Below are 16,398 nucleotides of genomic sequence, written 5' to 3'. Positions count from 1 at the left end.
CTACCTGCGGTTTCTTCGCTGAGCGTGGACGGTGTGAATGGCTTTCGCAGGGCTCTGCGCGGGAGGCGTGCGTGGACGGTCTTGTGTACGGTCCACGCCGGGGGAGCGCCCAATGGCGGCGATGGTCCGCTCGTGCGCCAGCGGCCGGGTACAACGGTCGGCGCTGTCCGCTGGCCCGTGCGGTCACCTCGGTCAGTTCGGTCTACCGGCGTGACCGCAGTGACCGAACCCCGGTCACTGCGGTCGGTCAGAACGACGGACTGACCGGGGACGCGGTCACTCACGCTGCCCCCGGTCACCCCAGTCGTGGTGGCGGTCAGGAGACGGCCGTGATGTGCCGGGCAGAGGGGCGGTAACGGGCCTGCTGGCCGCCCCCGACACCACCAGCAGTGACCGCCAACCCACTCTTGACCAGGCGGTCCAGGTGGCGGCGAGCCTTCTCGATGTCGGCGCGGTCGGGGTTGGCCTCGCCGGTCACGGTGGTCGCCAGGTCACGGGCGGTCAGACCGTCCGTGGCGGTGCGCAGGAGAGTGACCGGGTCCAGGGTCGGCTCGACGTAGGTGGTTCCGCGCTGATGGTCGTGGATGACCGGCAGCGGGCCGATCTCGCCGGTCACGGTTTTGAGGTGGTGGATGGTGACCGCCGGGTCGCCGGCCTCTCCGGCGATGAAGAGGACACTGCCCGCTCCGGCGGTCAGCCAGGTCGAGCCGTACACCCGGTCCAGGGTCGGGCGCTGGCCGCGTGGCGTGTCGGCGGTGGCCTTGCGCTGGTGGTGGAACTCCATGATCTGGATGCCTGCGCGCAGGGCCCGCATGCGGGCGTTGTTGAAGGCGACGGCCAGGGAGTCGTCCACGAGGGTGCTGACCGCGTCCTTGAGGCTGTCGATGACGATGGTGTCGGCGCGGTGGGCGGCGGCGAGTTCGGCGAGGAGGTCGGGTTCCTTGTCGAGGGTGGCGGGGAGCGGTCCCTGCCACACGGTGAGGCGGTCGCGCAGGTGGGCCTCGTCGGCAGGCAGGATGCGGCGGGCCATGGCGCGGGCGATCTGTTGGGGGCGGTCCATGGCGAGATAGAGGACGCGTTCTCCCTCCGCGACGGGGAGGTCGAGGACGGCGGCCTGGAGGCCGAGGCGGGCGAGGACGACCTGGTGGGCGATAGTGGTCTTGCCGACACCCGGCGCGCCGACGATCATCAGGCTCTCGCCGGAGGCCCAGGCGGTCTGCTCCCGGGTGTCCCACAACGGTTCCTTGTCCGCGCCGGTCTTGGTGACGAAGTCCCAGCCGTTGACGATGTAGCGGGACAGACGGCTGCTGCCGGAGGCCAGCGCGCGTTCGCGCTCGGCACGGATCTCGGTCTCGACAGCCGTACGGATCTCGTCCGGGTCGGCGCCCGGAGCCAGCGCGTGCTGGACCGTGCGGATGCCGGTGGCGTGCAGGGTCCGCAGTTGGGCGTCGCGGCGCACGATCTGCGCGTAGTAGTCGGCGTTGTCCGTCGAGGGCGGCGCGACGGCGACCAGCGTGTGGAGGTAGGACGAGCCTCCGACGCGGGAGAGATCTCCCGCGCCCTGCAGGTGGTCTGCGAGGGCGATGGGGTCGGTTGGGGCGTCCTCGGCGCGCAGCGCGAGGATTGCGCGCCAGATGGTCTCGTGGGCGGGCCGGTAGAAGTCGCGTGCGTCCAACGTGCTGCGTACCTTCTCCACCGCCTGGTGGTTCACCATGCAGGCGCCGAGAACCGCCTGCTCTGCATCGACGTTGTGCGGCGGCTCCCCGGAGGGGCGGCCAGCGTGAGTGCTCGGCGCGTCGCTCGGCTGCCGGTCGTGGTGGGATGACGGCTTTGACGGCGGGGCCGTAGGCTTGTCCACAGCGGTGTCCTCACTCGGAGGCGCTGGGCGGCTACCCGGTTCCTCCGTTGTCGACTGTTCCAGGGATGGGCGGTTTCGAGGTTCTGCTTCGGCCCTCGGCGTACGTAGCGCCGGGGGCCTTTGTGTTGTCGCGGGTGCCGGGTGCCGGGTGGCTGGCCCGGCCGTCGATGCGGTTCGGCTTAGTTGCGTTTCACCTTGCATCACGTTAACGTCGTGCTCGACGCATTGCAAATGGGGTTAACGACGATGCATGGAGGGTTGACCGTGGTGGCTGGCGCGGATTCGAGACAGCGGCTGGAAGGGGAGGAGAACGTCGCCCGGCGCATCAAGATGGAGCGCGAGGCGCGCGGGTGGAGTACCGCCACGCTCGCGGAGCGCCTGACCGAGGCCGGCTATCCGCTCAACCAGTCGGCGGTGTGGCGCATCGAGAGCGGTGAACCGCGCCGGAGGGTGAACCTGGACGAGGCCATCGGCTTTGCCAAGGTCTTCGACATCTCCCTGGACAACCTGGTCGGACCACCCGAGATCGCCGCCAATGCCCACGTGAAGCGGCTGCTGGCGGAGTTCGCCGAGAGCTGGCAGAAGTCCGTCGCCGCCCGCAAGGAGATGGACCGCGCCCGCGACGCGCTCGGTGCCTACGGCGCCGCCCACCCGAACCTCACTGAACTCATCAGCGCGATGATCACTCGGGTCGCCGCTGACAAGGCTGGCGGCGACTACGGCTCGCAGAGTCTTCCTCCTGGCTCGTCCGAGACTCAAGGTCTCGCCGATCCAGGAGCCGCGACGTAACTCGTCGATCCCGAGTCCGGCCCTGGCCGCCCAAGGGCACCTGCTGCATGGTGCTGGGCCTGCACGTCGCTCCTGCCGCTGATCCGATGATGACCGGCATCATGCTGGACATTCGGTGGTTTGGTGCGGCCGGAATCAACCGCTAACGTCCCCTCCCGCCAGTCGGTCCACGGGCCTTGCCAGCCCATGGAACTTCGACCAGCCATGCCTTCCGCAACCCCTCGGCGCTACGAACGCCGGAGGTCGCAACGCGGACCCGTACAACCGAATCGCCCATCCCTGGAACATCGACAACGGCGGCGCATAGCCGAAAGCGCCGCTGGGATAGGACACCCATGCCCGAAACACCGCTGGAGCTTGCCCGAGTGGCCCACGCCCTCGGCACCACAGAGCAGGTCCTCCTGCGCCTGATCGCCGATCAGAGCAGTGCAGCCGACCCCACGCTCGTCGCCCTCACCGTCGAAGAGGCCGCCCGCCGCCTCGGTGTCGGTCGGACGACCATGTACGCCCTGGTCGCCTCCGGCGAAGTCTCGTCCGTGACGATCGGCCGTCTCCGACGCGTGCCCGCCGAGGCGCTCAAGAAGTACGTGGCCTCCCGTACGCAGGCAGCCGCTTCGACCGTCGCGCTCGCCGCCTGAGGGGGGAACCGATGGCGAACACTCGCAAGCCCAACGGCGACTCCTCGATCTACCAGGGCAGCGACGGCCGCTGGCACGGCCGCGTCACGGTCGGCGTCAAGGACGACGGCACCCCCGACCGCCGTCACTTCAGCGCCAAGACCCGTGCCGAGGTCACGGCCAAGGTTCGCAAGCTGGAGAAGCTGCGCGACAACGGCACCGTGCCCAAGGCCGGCCAGAAGTGGACGGTCGGCAAGTGGCTGACCCACTGGATCAAGGAGATCGTGCCGGGCACCGTCAGCGAGAACACGTACGCCAGATACGAGGTCGCCGTCCGGGTGCTCCTCATACCCGGCCTCGGTGCGCACCGCCTGGAGAAGCTGGAGCCCGAGCACCTGGAGCGCTTCTTAAAAGAAGATGCAGGCTGCCGGCAGCGCTGCTGGTACCGCTCACCAGGCCCACCGCACAATCCGTGTGGCCCTCGGCGAGGCTCTGCGGCGCGACCACCTCACCCGTAACGTGGCCACGATCGCCAAGGCTCCGAAGCTCGAAGAGGAGGAGATCGAGCCGTTCGAGATCGAGGAGGTCCAGGCGCTCATGGACACGGCGCGCCAGCGCCGCAACTCCGCCCGCTGGATCTTCGCTCTCGCCCTTGGCCTGCGGCAGGGCGAGGTGCTCGGACTCCACTGGAAGGACGTTGACTTCGCCCGAGGCGTCGCCTGGGTCAAGCGCGGTCGGCTGCGGCCCAAGTACCAGCACGGCTGTGGCGACCGCTGCGGCAGGAAGCCCGGCTTCTGCCCGCAGAAGGAGCCGATCCGACGCGAGACCAAGGACACCAAGTCTCGCGCCGGGCGCCGCGCGGTGCCGCTGCCCGAGCAACTCGTCGTGATCCTTCGGCAGCACAAGGAGGAGCAGGACCGCGAGCGGGCCCTCGCCCGCGACCTCTGGACCGACAAGGGCTACGTCTTCACCTCGGAGACCGGCGAGCCGCTCAACCCCAGCACCGACTACCACCATTGGAAGCGGCTCCTGCGCGAGGCCGGCATCCGTGACGGCCGCCTACACGACGCCCGTCACACTGCCTCGACTGTCCTTCTCCTGCTCGGCGTGCCGGAGCGGATCGTGATGGCGATCATGGGCTGGTCCTCGACCTCGATGGCCCAGCGCTACCAGCACGTCACCGAGCCGATACTGAACGACGTCGGCAAGAAGCTCGGCGCGGTTCTATGGGGATCCCAGCCGCGTTGGTGAGCAAGGGCTCATACGTGCTGCTGGTCAGCCCCATCGGTGATGGGGCTGACCAGATGAGTTGGCGGCCCCTGCTGACATGCGTACATGTGAAGAGGTGGCGTTCGTTCTTGACGTTGCGGTCAAGCGAAAGAGCACCCCTAAGTAGCGAACCGCTTCTGGAAGTACTAGCTGTTCTTGATGGATCCTGCGCTTGCCTTGTTCTTCACGATCTTCTGCATTCCCGGCTTTCTCGCCACCCGCTGCATCCGTCCCCAGGCCTGGAGGTCCTGGAAGTGGTCGGGCACCTCGACGCCCCGGCTGCGGGCGTACTCGATGAGGGTAGTGACGATCGCGACCATTCGGCCGCGCCCGGGAAGAGCACTCCCTGCCAGGTAGGCGGCGATCTTGTCCTCCTCGTACCCTGTTCTGGCCGAGAGGAACTCCGCACTCGGCGAACCGGCAAGGCGACGCAGCGAGCGGAGCCGGTTCGCGAACGCCGCCCGGAAGTCGCGCGACCTCGCCCCGGCGATGCCTTCCCCGGTGCTTGCCGAGAGCAGATCGATGGAGCCCGCCAGTTCGTAATCCGCGAGCCGGATGGACTTCCGCCGGGCCTCCTCCGGCCGATCCGGATTCATCGGGGAGTTGCTCGCTTCAATGTGGCGTCGTGCGGGTTCGCTGAGTGCCTCGGCGCAGGATTCGTTCAACTGCTGGGCCTCAGGGACGAAGATCTTGTAATTCTGGCCGGCGAGTTCGAGTGTCTCGCCATTGACGTGCTGCCAAAAAATCTGCTCAGTGACGGGATCGAACAGCATGATGACGACTGGGAGCGAGTGTTTGTGCCAGTACACGACGTGGCGCGTGTCGCAGTAGTACCACCAGCCGCCCTCCCCAGGAGAAGTGAACTGACTGGCCCCCGACTTGAGCTGAACGGCAAGAAGTCGACCGGTCCCAAGACCGACGTTGCCGGGGGTCAAGCTCCCGTTGTCCACCACCTCAAGGTGCGCGTCGACCCCGATGTCGCTCGTCTCCTGTTCCCGGAAGAGCCAGCCCAGTTGCGTGGACACCAGGTAGGCGGCTCGGGATACGCCGGCCCGGTCGACCAGGTGGGTGGAATGAACATTGGGCACAGAGCATCCCCATCCGACGTGCTCCGGAGTGCGGCGATGTACAAGGGCACCAAGCGTAGGCGGTCGGACCGACAGGGCCGGAACGCTCGCACCCCCTAGCGCTCCAGCAGTGGTCCGCTTTGGGCTTGTTTGGCTGGTGCCGCTCGCCGACCGTAGTCGGCTGGCCCGTGTGAAGCCCTGGCCCTTCCCGGTCCAGTGTCCTGAGGCCGCTGAATCGTGGCAGCGCCCCAGGCTCCAACTGAGACCAAAACTGAGACCACAGGACGACGATGGCCCGGACCGCTCAGCGGTCCGGGCCATCGTTTGCCCAGGTGGGCAGAGGCGGAGGATACGAGATTCGAACTCGTGAGGGGTTGCCCCCAACACGCTTTCCAAGCGTGCGCCCTAGGCCTCTAGGCGAATCCTCCGTGGGAGAGCTTAGTACATGTTCGGGGGTGGTCGCGACCAGCGATCCCGTAGGCGTGAGGGTGGGGTTGCCTGTGGATCGTCGGGGCTCGGATCCGGTAGTGTGGGGGTCAGCCCCTCGTGTGGCGTTATCTCTCTGAACCCCCCCAGGGCCGGAAGGCAGCAAGGGTAAGAGGGCTCTGGCGGGTGCACGGGGGGTCTTTGCGTTCCCGGGCGGTCGCCGGGGGGCGGTGGGGGACGGCGGTGAGGCGAGGGGCGACGCGTTTGTCGGCGCGTCCCGATATCGTCGGGGGTGTGTCCCTAGCCCTGTACCGCCGCTACCGCCCCGAGACCTTCGCGGAGGTCATCGGGCAGGAGCACGTGACCGCTCCGCTCCAGCAGGCCCTGCGTAACAACAGGGTCAACCACGCGTACCTGTTCAGCGGGCCGCGCGGCTGCGGGAAGACGACGAGTGCGCGCATCCTGGCCCGCTGTCTGAACTGTGAACAGGGGCCGACGCCGACGCCCTGCGGGGAGTGCCAGTCCTGTCGCGACCTCGCGACCGGCGGGCCCGGCTCGATCGACGTGATCGAGATCGACGCGGCCTCGCACGGTGGTGTGGACGACGCGCGCGAGCTGCGGGAGCGGGCGTTCTTCGCGCCGGTCCACAGCCGCTACAAGATCTTCATCCTGGACGAGGCGCACATGGTGACCTCGGCCGGGTTCAACGCGCTGCTCAAGGTGGTCGAGGAGCCTCCGGAGCACCTCAAGTTCATCTTCGCGACCACGGAGCCGGAGAAGGTGATCGGGACGATCCGGTCCCGGACGCACCACTACCCGTTCCGGCTGGTCCCGCCGGGCACGCTGCGCGACTACCTGGCGGAGGTCTGCGGCCGGGAGGGCATCCAGGTCGAGGACTCGGTGTTCCCGCTGGTGGTCCGGGCCGGGGCCGGGTCGGTGCGTGACTCGATGTCGGTCATGGACCAGCTGCTGGCCGGCGCCGCCGAGGGCGGCGTGACGTACCAGATGGCGACCTCGCTGCTCGGGTACACCGACTCGGCGCTGCTGGACGAGGTGGTGGACGCCTTCGCCGCGCACGACGGGGCGACGGTGTTCCAGGTGATCGACCGGGTGGTCGAGGGCGGGCACGACCCGCGTCGCTTCGTCGCCGACCTGCTGGAGCGGCTGCGCGACCTGGTGATCCTGGCCACCGTGCCGGAGGCGGGGGAGAAGGGGCTGATCGACGCCCCGGCGGACCGGGTCGCGATCATGCAGGCGCAGGCGGACGCGTTCGGCTCGGCGGAGCTGAGCCGGGCGGCGGACATCGTCAACACCGGGCTGACCGAGATGCGCGGCAACGCGGCGCCGAGGTTGCAGCTGGAGCTGATCTGCGCCCGGGTGATGCTGCCGGGCGCGTACAGCGACGAGCTGTCGTTGCAGGCGCGGCTGGACAAGCTGGAGCGCCGGGCGGCGGCCGGCGGGTTCGCCGCGCCGATGGCGGTGGGGGTGCCGGTGGCGGCGCCCATGGCCGCGCCCGTTCCGGCGCCGGCGCCGGTGGCGGAGGCCGCCCCGGTGCAGGCCGCGCCGGTCGCGACGGCCCCTGCGGCGGCTCCTGTACCGATTGCGCCAGTCGCACCGGCAGCACCGGCAGCCCCCGCGGCGCCCGCCGGGCCCGCGCCGGGTGCCTGGCCGATCCCGCGCAGCTTCCCGCCGGCGGGCGGGGCCCCGGCCGCGGCCCCTGCGCCGCAGCCGCCGACCCAGGCCGCCGAGGCCGTCGAGGCCCCGGTGTCCGCCCCCGCCCCCGCGGCGCCCGCGCCCGCCCCGGCCGGGCAGCCCGCCGAGCCGGCGTCGGCCGCCGCGCAACAGGGCGCGGCGCAGGTCCGGCAGCTGTGGCCGCAGATTCTGGAGGCGGTGAAGAACCGCCGCCGCTTCACCTGGATCCTGCTCAGCCAGAACGGCCAGGTGGCCGGGTTCGACGGCAGCGTGCTCCAGGTGTCCTTCATCAACGCGGGCGCCCGGGACAGCTTCGTCGGCAGCAACAGCGACGACGTGCTGCGCCAGGCGCTGACCGACGCGCTGGGTGTGGACTGGCGGATCGAGTGCATCGTCGACCCGTCCGGGGGCGGTTCCCTCGGTGGCGGTACGGCCATCGGTGGCGGTGGCCTGGGCGGTGCCGCCCCGAGCGGTGGCGGCTGGGGGGCCCCGGCCCGTCCGGCGGCCGCCGCGCCGCCGGTGCCGGCTCCGGCTCCGGTGCCCGCGCCGGTCCGGTCGCAGCCGTCCCCGCAGGTGCAGGCCGCCCCGGCGCCCGCGCCGGTCCAGGCCCCGCCGCCGGTGGCCGCGCCGCCGGCCCGTCCGGTGCGCGCGGTGGCGCCGGAGGACGACATCCCGGAGGAGGACGACCCGGACCTCAACGAGGAGGCGTTCTCCGGTCAGGAGCTGATCATCCGGGAGCTGGGCGCGACGGTTCTGGAGGAGATCCACCACCGCGGCAACTGAGCGACGGCCCGCCCCGGCAGCACGTAGGCTCGGCCGTGACGACGCGAGCGGGACTGCAAGCGGACGTGACCGCAGGCAGGACGGCGACGCAGGACAGCAAGCACGAAGCGAGGAGTGAGCCGTGTTCCCCGGTGGTGGCCAGCCCAACATGCAGCAGCTGCTGAAGCAGGCGCAGAAGATGCAGCAGGATCTCGCGCAGGCGCAGCAGGAGCTGGCGGAGACGAAGGTGAGCGGTTCGGCGGGCGGTGGCCTGGTCGAGGCCACGGTGACCGGTGCCGGTGAGCTGGTGGCGCTGACCATCGCCCCGGCGGCCGTCGACCCGGAGGACACCGAGACCCTGGCCGACCTGGTCCTGGCGGCCGTGCGGGACGCCAACCAGTCGGCGCAGAAGATGCAGGCCGAGCGCATGGGCCCGCTGACCCAGGGCCTGGGTGGGGGCATCCCCGGTCTGCCGTTCTGACCTGGGGGAGCTCCCGGACGGGGGCTCCGACCAGGCAGGTCTGAGGTCCTGAAGTTCTGAAGTTCAGACAACGGACCCATGTGATTTATGTGGGAGTCGGGCGTCGGGCGGTGTGTCCGGCGCCCGATTCGTTGGATGATGGCACCGGAGCACCACCGACCATCCGAGGGAAGGCGCGACGTTGTACGAGGGCGTGGTTCAGGACCTGATCGACGAACTGGGCAGGCTGCCCGGCGTCGGGCCCAAGAGCGCCCAGCGGATCGCCTTCCACATCCTGCAGTCCGACCCGACCGACGTGCGCCGCCTCGCGCACGCGCTGCTGGAGGTCAAGGACAAGGTCCGGTTCTGCGCGGTCTGCGGCAACGTCGCGGAGGCCGAACGGTGCCGGGTCTGCCTGGACCCGCGCCGCGACCTCGGAGTCATCTGCGTGGTCGAGGAGTCCAAGGACGTCGTCGCCATCGAGCGCACCCGCGAGTTCCGCGGCCGCTACCACGTGCTGGGCGGCGCGATCAGCCCCATCGAGGGCGTCGGCCCGGACGACCTGCGGATCCGCGAGCTGCTGGCGCGCCTCGCGGACGGCACGGTCACCGAGCTGATCCTGGCCACCGACCCCAACCTGGAGGGGGAGGCGACCGCCACCTATCTGGCCCGGCTCTGCAAGCCGATGGGCCTGAAGGTGACCCGGCTGGCGAGCGGCCTGCCCGTCGGCGGGGATCTGGAGTACGCGGACGAGGTCACCCTCGGTCGCGCCTTCGAAGGGAGACGACTTCTCGATGTCTGACCGGACGCTCGACCAGCAGCCCCACACGCCCCACCAGCCGTCCCACGGGCAGGCCCACCAGCCGGCCCCCGGACAGCCGCACGGGGAGCCGCAGAGCCACACCCCGCACATCCACGCGCACGGTTCGGAGCCGGACGACTTCGCCGTGCAGATCGCCGACTCGGTGGAGAGCTTCGTGCTCGCCGTCACCGAGGTCGCCAAGGGCGACGAGCCGGGCAGCGCGGTCTCGCTGCTGCTCCTGGAGGTCTCGCAGGTGCTGCTGGCCGGTGGCCGGCTGGGCGCCATCGAGGACGTCGTCCCGGAGGACCGCTTCGAGCCCGACGCGGGGCCGGAGCCGGACGGCGAGCAGCTGCGCGAGCGACTGGCCGAGCTGCTCGCGCCGATCGACGTCTACCACGAGGTCTTCGACCCGTACGGCCCGCCGGAGAAGCCGAACGCCTTCCGGATCTCGGACGACCTGGCCGGCGTGGTCGGCGAGCTGCAGCACGGGCTGACCCACTACCGCGAGGGCCGGGTCAGCGAGGCGCTGTGGTGGTGGCAGTTCTCGTACCTCTCCAACTGGGGCACGACCTGCACGGCGGTGCTGCGGGCGCTGCAGTCGCTGATCGCGCACGTCCGGCTGGACAGTCCGATCGGCGCGGTGCCGGACGGAGCCGACACCGACGACGACGGGCTCACCGACGAGCAGCTGGAGCAGCAGGCCGGCGACCTGATGGCGGCGGAGCTGGGCCTCGGGCGGTAGCGCCGCCCTCCGCTGCCCGTGCCATTCCGGCACGTCCGCGCGATTCCGGCACGCCCGAACGTCGCCCCCGGCGCGCACCGGTTTTCGGTGCGCCCCCGGCGGTCGTCGGCCCGGCATCTGCCGGGCATCGGCCGGTCGTCGGCTGATTGTGACGAATGCCTCAGCATTCCGCGCGGAAAAGAAATCCCGCCGGATCACCGTCCGTTGATCCGCCGATTCTTCGGGGCGGTGGCGAATTGCCCGCAGACCTGCCGGTGGTGCCGCCCGTTTCGCCGACCACCTGCTGAAACGGGCGTCTCATCATATGGAAAGCGCCGGTTGTGGCACCCCTGCTCGGTAGACTGGCGCCGACCGCACAGCCCCTTTTCCCCGGGGGTGCGGGGGCCTAGTGCCCCCGGAAGACGACACAAGTCGAGGAGCGCACGTGGGCCTTGTCGTGCAGAAGTACGGCGGCTCATCCGTTGCGGATGCCGAAGGCATCAAGCGCGTTGCCCGCCGAATCGTTGATGCCAAGAAGGCCGGCCATGAGGTCGTCGTCGTGGTGTCCGCAATGGGCGACACGACGGACGAGCTCATCGAACTCGCGGAGCAGGTGTCACCGCTTCCTGCCGGCCGTGAGTTCGACATGCTGCTGACCGCTGGAGAGCGCATCTCCATGGCGCTGCTGGCCATGGCGATCAAATCGCTGGGGCACGAGGCGCAGTCCTTCACGGGCAGCCAGGCCGGCGTCATCACCGACTCCGTCCACAACAAGGCGCGCATCATCGACGTGACGCCTGGTCGCATCCGCACCGCCCTGGACGAGGGCAACATCGCGATCGTGGCCGGCTTCCAGGGCGTGTCGCAGACCAGCAAGGACATCACCACGCTGGGCCGCGGCGGCTCGGACACCACCGCCGTCGCCCTCGCCGCCGCGCTCAAGGCCGAGGTCTGCGAGATCTACACCGACGTGGACGGCGTGTTCACCGCCGACCCGCGCGTGGTGGCGAAGGCCCGCAAGATCGACTGGATCGCGTACGAGGACATGCTGGAGCTGGCGTCGTCCGGCTCCAAGGTGCTGCTCGACCGCTGCGTGGAGTACGCCCGGCGCTACAACATCCCGATTCACGTACGCTCGTCCTTCTCGGGTCTTCCCGGGACGATCGTCAGCAACGAGAACCCGCACAAGCCCGAAGGGGGCGAGATGGAGCAGGCCATCATCTCCGGAGTCGCCCACGACACGTCCGAGGCCAAGGTCACGGTCGTCGGCGTGCCCGACAAGCCGGGCGAGGCGGCCCGCATCTTCCGCGCCATCGCGGACGCCGAGGTCAACATCGACATGGTGGTGCAGAACGTCTCCGCCGCGTCGACCGGGCTGACCGACATCTCCTTCACCCTGCCCAAGGCGGAGGGCCAGAAGGCCATCGACGCGCTCGGCCGGGTCAAGGAGGGCATCGGCTACGAGTCGCTGCGCTACGACGACGCGATCGGCAAGATCTCCCTGGTCGGCGCGGGCATGCGCTCCAACCCGGGTGTCACGGCGGCCTTCTTCGAGGCGCTGTCCGCCGCGGGCGTCAACATCGAGCTGATCTCCACCTCGGAGATCCGCATCTCGGTCGTCACCCGCGCCGAGGACGTGCCGGAGGCCGTCCGCGCCGTGCACAGCGCCTTCGGACTGGACAGCGAGACGGACGAGGCCGTCGTCTACGGAGGCACCGGGCGATGACCCGGCGGCCGAACCTCGCCGTCGTCGGCGCCACCGGCGCGGTCGGCGAGGTGCTGCTCGGCCTGCTCTCCCTGCGCCAGGACGTCTGGGGCGAGATCCGACTCGTCGCCTCCCCGCGTTCGGCCGGCCGCAAGCCGGTCGTGCGCGGGGTGCCGGTCGAGGTCGTCCCGCTGGCCGAGGAGGCCTTCGAGGGGATCGACGTCGCCGTGTTCGCCGTCCCCGACGAGGTCTCCGCCCAGTGGGCGCCGATCGCGGCCGCCAAGGGCGTCGTGGTGGTCGACGACTCCGCCGCCTTCCGCACCGCCGAGGACGTGCCGCTGGTCGTCCCCGAGGTCAACGCGGCCGCGCTGCGGCTGCGCGCCCGCGGCATCGTCGCCAGCCCCGCCAGCACCACCCTCGCGATGATCGCGGCCGTCGGCGCCCTGCACGCCGAGTACGGGCTCGTTCAACTCGTCGTCGCCTCCTACCAGGCCGCCTCCGGCGAGGGCCGGATCGGCGAGGCGGCGCTGCGCGAGCAGACCGCCCTGGTGGCCGGCACCGAGGTCGGCCGACAGGCCGGCGACCTGCGCGCGGTGATCGCCGACCACGGGCCGTTCGCCGCCCCGCTCGCGCTCAACGCGGTGCCCTGGACCGGCTCCCTGGTGGACGGCGGCTGGTCCTCCGAGGAGGTCGGCATCCGTGCCGAGGCCCGCAAGATCCTCGGCCTGCCCGCCCTCAAGGTCTCCGCGACCTGCGTCCGCATCCCGGTCGTCCGCACCCACGCGCTGGCCGTGCACGCGCTCTTCGAACGCGAGGTCACCCAGGAGCACGCGCAGCAGATCCTCCGCGACGCCCCCGGGGTCGTGCTGTACGACGATCCGGCGGCCGGCGAGTTCCCCACGCCGAACGACGTGGTCGGGACGGACCCGGTCTGGGTCGGACGGGTGCGCCGGGCCCTCGACGAGCCGGCCGCGCTCGACCTCTTCCTCTGCGGCGACAACCTGCGCAAGGGTGCGGCGCTCAACCTGCTGCAGATCGCGGAGCTGGTGGCGGGTGAGCTGACGGTGACGCAGGAAGGCGCGCCGGGAGCGGCGTAGGAGAAGGCGCGGGAAGAGGCCTGGCAGGAAGCCCGGGAGAGACGCGGGAAGAGGCCTGGGAGAGGGCGCAGGAAGAGGCCTGGTAGGAGGCCTGGGAGATGGCCCGGGAAGGCCTGGAGCCGCCCGCTCCCGGGCCCGCGCGGCCCCCGATCCGGGGAGGACGTGTCCGCTCCTCGACACAATCTGTCCGGAATCCCGATGGAATCCCCTGGAGGCCTCTTCCGCCGATGCGGAAGAATGGCCCCCGGGCTGGGCAACCATGACAGGGGATCGAGTGTCCAACGGGCGTGGCGAACGTGATGGTGGGAGCAGGGGCGGGCATCCCGGCGAGAGCCGTGGTGGCCTTCCCCTCGCGCGCCCCGTGGCCGGCGAGTAGGCCGGAAGACGACCAGATGACCGCGGTCGCACCCGGTGCGGCGGGCTCCGGTGCCGGTACCGACGCGGGTACCAGCGAGGACCTGCTCACCGAGACCTACCAGGCCCACTACGGCTCCCTGCTGCGGCTCGCCGCGCTGCTCCTGGACGACCTCTCGACCTGCGAGGACGTCGTCCAGGAGGCGTTCATCCGGGTGCACGCCGCCCGGCGCCGGGTCCGCGAGCCCGAGAAGACCCTGGCCTACCTGCGGCAGACCGTCGTCAACCTGTCCCGCTCGACCCTGCGCCGACGGATCCTCGGCCTGCGCCTGCTGCCCAAGCCCATGCCTGACATGGCCAGTGCAGAAGAAGGCGCTTACGATGCGCTGGAGCGCGACCAGTTGAAGGCCGCGCTGCGTGGTCTGCAACGCCGTCAGCGGGAGGTTCTGGTGCTGCGTTACTTCGTGGACATGACGGAGGCGCAGGTCGCCGAGACCCTCGGCATCTCGCTCGGATCGGTGAAGGCCTACGGCTCGCGCGGACTCGCCGCCCTGCGCATCCAGATGGAGGCCGGGCATGGCTGACGGCGCCGGGCGGTGGCCCTCGGACGGTGAGGGCGACGGGCTCTCCGCCGAGGAACGAAGCGTCCGCGACCTGATGCGCGGCGCCGTCGCCGGCATCCAGCCCGAACCCGGCGGCCTGCCGCGGATCCGGTACGCCGTACCCCGCCGCCGGGCCGCCCGGCGCGGAGCCTGGACCGGCGCCGTCGCCCTCGCCCTCGCCGTCGCCGTCGCCCTGCCCGCCCTGCACGACGGTGAGCACCTGGGCCTGTCCGGCGGCCCCGGCTCGGCCGACGCCAGCAGCCCGGCCCCCGCCGCACCGACCGGCACCAGGGCCGGCGGCGCCTCCGGCACCGGCACGCCCTCGCGGCCCGGCCCCAGCGGCACCGGCGACACCGCGTCACCCTCCGGCACCCCCACCGCCTCACCCAGCCCCGGCGCCAGCACCACCCGCGCCGATGGCACCACCGCCCCGGCAGCCCCCGCCGCCAGTACCGGCGACAGCCCGATCACCCCGCTCTGCACCCGGGCGGACCTCGGCCAGGGCGGCGCACAGGTCGGCCCGGCCGACGCCGACGGCCGGATCCACGGCTCGTTCACCGTGTACAACGTCTCCGGCCGCAGCTGCCGGCTCGGCGGCCCCGGCGCCGTCGCCGTCACGGCGGTGAGCGGGATCGACCGCAGCCGCGTGCGCACCGCCGACCACGCCGTCGGCGACCCGGCCGGCGACCTGCCCGCGATGGACGTGGAGCCCCCCGTCCTCGCCCCGCAGGCCGGCTACCGGGTGTCGTTCGACTGGATCCCCGACCGGACCTGCCCCACCTCCGGCGGCAGCACCGCCACCACCGGCCCCACCAGCCAGGGCGGCGCCAACCAGGCCGCCGGGGCCTCCCAGGCACCCGCCGCCGCCACCGGTGCCGCCCCGGCGGCCTCGGACGCCTCGGCGGTCCCCAGCACCAACCCCCAGGCCAGCTCGTCCCCCAGCGCCGGGCCCACCAACGCCCCCAGCCCCACCGCCACCCCGACCGGCAACCCCACCACCGCGCCGGCCACCGCCACCATCGCCCACACCCCCGCCCCCGGCAGCCCTGCCGTTGCCACCGCCACCTTCCCCGTGGCCTGCGCCGGCACCCTGTACCGCGGCGGCGTCCAGGCGGTGGGCGCACCGGCGTCGCAGCCGTCGGACACGCCCCCGGCGGGCTGACGGGTTTCGCGGTCCGGCGGCGGTCAGGGGGCGGTCCGGCGGCGGGCGGTCAGGGGAGGCGGTCGGGGCCGGGCGGGCAGGGTCGGACGGGCGACCAGCCGGTCCGGAGCGGCCGATGGCGGACCCCTGCGGCCGGGACGGGTGTGAGGAGTGGTTACCGTGGGGGTGTGTACCGGTTCCTCCTGACTCCGCGCTGGCTCGGCGGCACCGCGCTGGCCGTCGCGGCCGTGGCGGTGTGCGTCTGGCTGGGCTCCTGGCAGCTCGGCCGGTTCGAGGACCGGTTCTCGTCGCACCAGGAGACCAAGCAGACCGTCACCGCTTCGAGTGATGTGCGGCCGATCGACGACCTGCTCAACCAGGCCACCCCGCAGGTGACCACCGAGACCGTCGGCAAGCCCGTCACCGTGACCGGCAGCTACGACGCGGAGCATCAGCTCCTCGTCCCGAACCGGATGGTCGACGGCAAGCAGGGCTACTACGTGCTCACCCCGCTGCGCACCGCCGACGGCCGGTTCGCCGCCGTGGTCCGCGGCTGGGCGCCCGGTGCGCCCGCCGAGGGCGCGTCCGCGGCCGCGCCGCCGCCTCCCGGCCAGGTGACCGTCACCGGGCGGCTGCAGGCCGGTGAGTCCAGTGGCAGCAACGGCGCCGTGGCGGGCGGTCTGCCGGCCGGTCAGCTCGGCACGGTCAACCGGGCGGCGCTGCTCAACGCGCTCGCGTACGACGGCTGGTACGACGGCTGGGTCGCCGCCGACGCGGTGCCGGCCGGGCTGACCCCGGTGCCGACGGTCCAGCCGCAGGGCGGCGACGGGCTCACCCTGCGGGCGTTCCAGAACCTCGGCTACACCCTGGAGTGGTTCGTCTTCGGGGGCTTCGTCATCTTCATGTGGTTCCGCCTGGTGCGCCGCGAGGGGGAGGCGGAGCAGGACCGGGCCCTCGGACTGGACCCGGTCCTGGACTGACCTCCGCGGTTCGGCGCCCCTGCTCGGCCGGCCCGCCCCCGCTCGGCTGGCCCCTG

Annotated in this window: 13 protein-coding genes, 1 tRNA gene, 1 other RNA gene and 1 pseudogene; 13 read left to right on the top strand and 3 right to left on the bottom strand. The window is 71.5% G+C overall.

All coding sequences use genetic code 11. The annotated features are described in order from the left end of the window. Window positions 1-316: 316 nt before the first annotated feature. Complete coding sequence (locus tag AB0O82_RS02235) at window positions 317-1,714, bottom strand: DnaB-like helicase N-terminal domain-containing protein (protein ID WP_363579730.1); 1,398 nt, start codon at window positions 1,712-1,714, stop codon at window positions 317-319. Between the two features lie 357 nt (window positions 1,715-2,071). Between AB0O82_RS02235 and AB0O82_RS02230 the strand changes: the two genes are divergently transcribed. The 3 genes and pseudogenes from AB0O82_RS02230 to AB0O82_RS02220 all read left to right on the top strand — a co-directional run bounded on the left by AB0O82_RS02230 (window position 2,072) and on the right by AB0O82_RS02220 (window position 4,515). After that, a complete protein-coding gene (locus AB0O82_RS02230) occupies window positions 2,072-2,647 on the top strand; it encodes an XRE family transcriptional regulator (RefSeq protein ID WP_363579729.1) in 576 nt (191 codons plus the stop codon). A 335-nt stretch (window positions 2,648-2,982) separates the two neighbouring features. Continuing rightward, the gene (locus AB0O82_RS02225) at window positions 2,983-3,285 is read left to right on the top strand and encodes a helix-turn-helix domain-containing protein (RefSeq protein WP_363579728.1); all 303 of its coding nucleotides are present in this window, start codon (window positions 2,983-2,985) and stop codon (window positions 3,283-3,285) included. Window positions 3,286-3,296: 11 nt separating this feature from the next. Beyond that, window positions 3,297-4,515 (top strand): annotated as a pseudogene (locus AB0O82_RS02220) (tyrosine-type recombinase/integrase). A gap of 164 nt (window positions 4,516-4,679) precedes the next feature. On the opposite strand, the gene AB0O82_RS02215 reads toward AB0O82_RS02220, so the two are convergent. Both AB0O82_RS02215 and AB0O82_RS02210 read right to left on the bottom strand, forming a co-directional pair. Then, on the bottom strand, window positions 4,680-5,621 hold the full coding sequence (locus AB0O82_RS02215) for a DUF4365 domain-containing protein (RefSeq protein ID WP_363579727.1): 942 nt from the start codon (window positions 5,619-5,621) through the stop codon (window positions 4,680-4,682). Between the two features lie 322 nt (window positions 5,622-5,943). Next, window positions 5,944-6,028, bottom strand: a tRNA-Ser gene (locus tag AB0O82_RS02210). Window positions 6,029-6,138: 110 nt separating this feature from the next. On the opposite strand from AB0O82_RS02210, the gene ffs reads away from it, so the two are divergent. The 10 genes from ffs (at window position 6,139) to AB0O82_RS02160 (ending at window position 16,342) form a co-directional block, all read left to right on the top strand. Beyond that, window positions 6,139-6,229: signal recognition particle sRNA small type (gene ffs / locus AB0O82_RS02205), an RNA gene on the top strand. A gap of 91 nt (window positions 6,230-6,320) precedes the next feature. Beyond that, a complete protein-coding gene (locus AB0O82_RS02200; RefSeq protein WP_363579726.1) occupies window positions 6,321-8,501 on the top strand; it encodes a DNA polymerase III subunit gamma and tau in 2,181 nt (726 codons plus the stop codon). 121 nt (window positions 8,502-8,622) lie between these two features. Next, window positions 8,623-8,961: a YbaB/EbfC family nucleoid-associated protein gene (locus AB0O82_RS02195; RefSeq protein ID WP_063348649.1), complete on the top strand. Its 339-nt coding sequence runs from the start codon at window positions 8,623-8,625 to the stop codon at window positions 8,959-8,961. Between the two features lie 181 nt (window positions 8,962-9,142). Next, window positions 9,143-9,742: a recombination mediator RecR gene (gene recR / locus AB0O82_RS02190; protein ID WP_363579725.1), complete on the top strand. Its 600-nt coding sequence runs from the start codon at window positions 9,143-9,145 to the stop codon at window positions 9,740-9,742. Continuing rightward, entirely contained in the window at window positions 9,735-10,484 is a 750-nt protein-coding gene (locus tag AB0O82_RS02185) for a DUF5063 domain-containing protein (RefSeq protein WP_363579724.1), read from the top strand. The genes recR and AB0O82_RS02185 overlap by 8 nt, the downstream gene beginning before the upstream one ends. A gap of 424 nt (window positions 10,485-10,908) precedes the next feature. Then, entirely contained in the window at window positions 10,909-12,189 is a 1,281-nt protein-coding gene (locus AB0O82_RS02180; RefSeq protein ID WP_063348651.1) for an aspartate kinase, read from the top strand. Beyond that, the gene (locus AB0O82_RS02175) at window positions 12,186-13,265 is read left to right on the top strand and encodes an aspartate-semialdehyde dehydrogenase (protein WP_363579723.1); all 1,080 of its coding nucleotides are present in this window, start codon (window positions 12,186-12,188) and stop codon (window positions 13,263-13,265) included. Before AB0O82_RS02180 ends, AB0O82_RS02175 begins: the two co-directional genes overlap by 4 nt. A 392-nt stretch (window positions 13,266-13,657) precedes the next feature. Next, window positions 13,658-14,203, top strand: coding sequence for a SigE family RNA polymerase sigma factor (locus AB0O82_RS02170; RefSeq protein WP_363579722.1), 546 nt, complete (start codon window positions 13,658-13,660; stop codon window positions 14,201-14,203). Then, the gene (locus tag AB0O82_RS02165; protein WP_363579721.1) at window positions 14,196-15,383 is read left to right on the top strand and encodes a hypothetical protein; all 1,188 of its coding nucleotides are present in this window, start codon (window positions 14,196-14,198) and stop codon (window positions 15,381-15,383) included. The genes AB0O82_RS02170 and AB0O82_RS02165 overlap by 8 nt, the downstream gene beginning before the upstream one ends. Before the next feature lie 167 nt (window positions 15,384-15,550). Beyond that, window positions 15,551-16,342, top strand: coding sequence for an SURF1 family protein (locus tag AB0O82_RS02160; protein ID WP_363579720.1), 792 nt, complete (start codon window positions 15,551-15,553; stop codon window positions 16,340-16,342). Window positions 16,343-16,398: the final 56 nt, after the last annotated feature.

The organism is Kitasatospora sp. NPDC088264, assembly GCF_040685715.1.
GTDB lineage: Bacteria > Actinomycetota > Actinomycetes > Streptomycetales > Streptomycetaceae > Kitasatospora.
This window is presented reverse-complemented; position numbering and strand designations above follow the sequence as displayed.

Excerpts from the sequence above, each read along its gene's own strand:
- AB0O82_RS02185 (WP_363579724.1), top strand. The coding sequence starts at position 9,735 with ATGTCTGACCGGACGCTCGACCAGCAGCCCCACACGCCCCACCAGCCG.
- AB0O82_RS02225 (WP_363579728.1), top strand. The coding sequence starts at position 2,983 with ATGCCCGAAACACCGCTGGAGCTTGCCCGAGTGGCCCACGCCCTCGGC.
- AB0O82_RS02235 (WP_363579730.1), bottom strand. The coding sequence starts at position 1,714 with ATGGTGAACCACCAGGCGGTGGAGAAGGTACGCAGCACGTTGGACGCA.
- AB0O82_RS02165 (WP_363579721.1), top strand. The coding sequence starts at position 14,196 with ATGGCTGACGGCGCCGGGCGGTGGCCCTCGGACGGTGAGGGCGACGGG.
- AB0O82_RS02175 (WP_363579723.1), top strand. The coding sequence starts at position 12,186 with ATGACCCGGCGGCCGAACCTCGCCGTCGTCGGCGCCACCGGCGCGGTC.
- AB0O82_RS02170 (WP_363579722.1), top strand. The coding sequence starts at position 13,658 with ATGACCGCGGTCGCACCCGGTGCGGCGGGCTCCGGTGCCGGTACCGAC.